Source organism: Actinoplanes sp. NPDC049118, from assembly GCF_040648555.1.
In the GTDB taxonomy this organism is placed as follows: Bacteria; Actinomycetota; Actinomycetes; order Mycobacteriales; family Micromonosporaceae; genus Actinoplanes.
Window position 1 is genome coordinate 215,850 of the sequence record NZ_JBEZDY010000007.1, and the last position, 2,101, is coordinate 217,950.

A 2,101-nucleotide genomic window follows, 5' to 3' on the forward strand; every position below is an offset into this window, starting at 1 on the left:
CGCTCCACGCCCTCCGGCGCTCCACGCCCTCCGGCGCTCCACGGCCTCCGGCGCTCCACGGCCTCCGGCGCTCCACGCCCTCCGGCTCTTCACCGCCGCCCGCCGCCACCTGGTGTTGATGCTTGGGTGCCGGGCCCGGCCGCAGCGCCAGGGCTGGCGAGGCGGCCGCCAGGTCCATGAGTCCGTGAGTCCCGCGGGGAGCGCCTTCAGACGCCGTATGCCCAGTCCTCCCGGTGAGCCGTCCAGCCCGGGGTGGCTGGCCGCGGAGCGCATCGAAAGAGGCCGTCGGTGAGGCGTCCGTGGCGGTGTCGGTGATGACGCTGTTCGGCACGACCGGAGTCTCGAGGCACTGACCGGCACGATGTCGAAATCGGAGTTGCCAAGCCCTCGGTTGGGCGTCCTTGTGCTCGTGGCGCTCGAGTGTCTTCTGACTTGAGCCGTGCTCCGTGTTTCACGTGAAACCAAGATCTGTGGTGGTGGTGCCTGGATTTGGCTAGATGGGCTCTCGCCGCATCCCCGTGAGCCGCAATTCGAGACCTGGGACCTTGGAACTGGGATCACCAAGCGTGAGCTGGAGCGCTTGGGTCAAGCCACGCCACAGAGAAGTCAGCAGGACGCGATCCGCGACGCCTCCCGATGGGGATGCACTCGGAAGGGGCTGGCGGCATTCGGTGGCTGCCTGTCAGGGACCCGGCGCCGCTCTGCGTGGCGAGAGGCCGCGGGGTGCCGTAGCGAGCGACCGGCGGATCGGCCTTGGCCGTGCCGGTTTGCCGGCGCGACCAACTTCCTCGGGGCGGGACGTCATGCCAGCCACGTGGGCGGCGTTGAGGCTGCGCCAAGGCGAGGCTCTGCCGAGGAGCGCTTCCGGCACGAACCAGTTGGTGGAAGCGTCGAGGTGTTCTTCGTTGGGATCGCGTTGCAAGCTGCCTCATGCTCGGCACCTGAGCGCTGGGTCGATCTGGGCGTCGGTCGCTCTAGCCCGCTGCGAGACCAGCTCCGGCACCCCGGGATCACACTTGCCAGTCCTTCAACCGCTGGGTTCCGTTCGGGGTGCTTCGGGGCCGAGAGGAGGCTGGTCCCTGAGAGCGGATGGCACGGCCGGAAGCGAGCCCAAGCCTGCCCCTCTACAGGGCCGGCTATTAGTTGGGGAGGCGCCTGTGCGGCCGACCGATCCCGCAAGGCGTATCGAGTGGGTTAGGCAGGAGTGCCCAGACGGACCCAACCCGACAGCCTGGTGTCATGCACGTGGCCGGAACTCGCCGTCGACCGAGCGCGGCGCCTTGCGTCATGCCCCTCCAGTCCGGGGGCGGCCGCCATGCCCGTCCGAGGGTCTAGTCAGAAGGGGACCGAGCCGCCCGGGTATGGGTGGTGTCGGTGCGCCGCCGTTTCACGTGGAACGGCGGCCAGTCGCGAATGGGGTCTACCGGCGTGCACCGACGATCTCGTCTAGCCGGGTCGCGGGCTCCGCCACAACGAATCGTGGCAGATGCTGGGAGCGGTCGAATTCGGTGGCGCCGTCCTCAGCCAGCCGCCGAGACGCGAGCGCGATTCATGGGAGTGAGCGTCCGACTGACGTGCTCCCGGTCTGTGCCGGAGGTAACCCCTGAGTGCGCGGCGGTTGGGGGAAGGGGCGGCCCGCGGGGAGTTGGAGGTTTGTGGGGTCCTCGGTCGCCCCAAGGGAGCCTGATGCCCCTGGAGTGTCACCTGGGTCCCAGTTCGTGATTGGCAGCCGTCGGGGTTAACAGCCGTTGGGGACTGGCCGGGCCAATGGCTGGCCGGCCGACCCAGGATGGCGGGAAGCCGGCAGACCTACGATGCCCGGAGCGGGTGACGTTGTCATGGACACGCGGTTCCCCAAGCGGCCCACCGAGTGGTGTTCTGCGCGAGCAGTGGACACGGCTCGCCTCGAGTCGGACGGCGGCTGGGGCATTCCAGAAAGTTCGGAGGCGGGCGGTGTTCCACGTGAAACAGGCCCGCAGTCCTGACCGATAATCCTTCGGAGCCCGGAGCCCGGAGCCCGGAGCCCGGAGCCCGGAGCCCGGAGCCCGGAGCCCGGAGCCCGGAGCCCGGAGCCCGGAGCCCGGAGCCCGGAGCCCGGAGC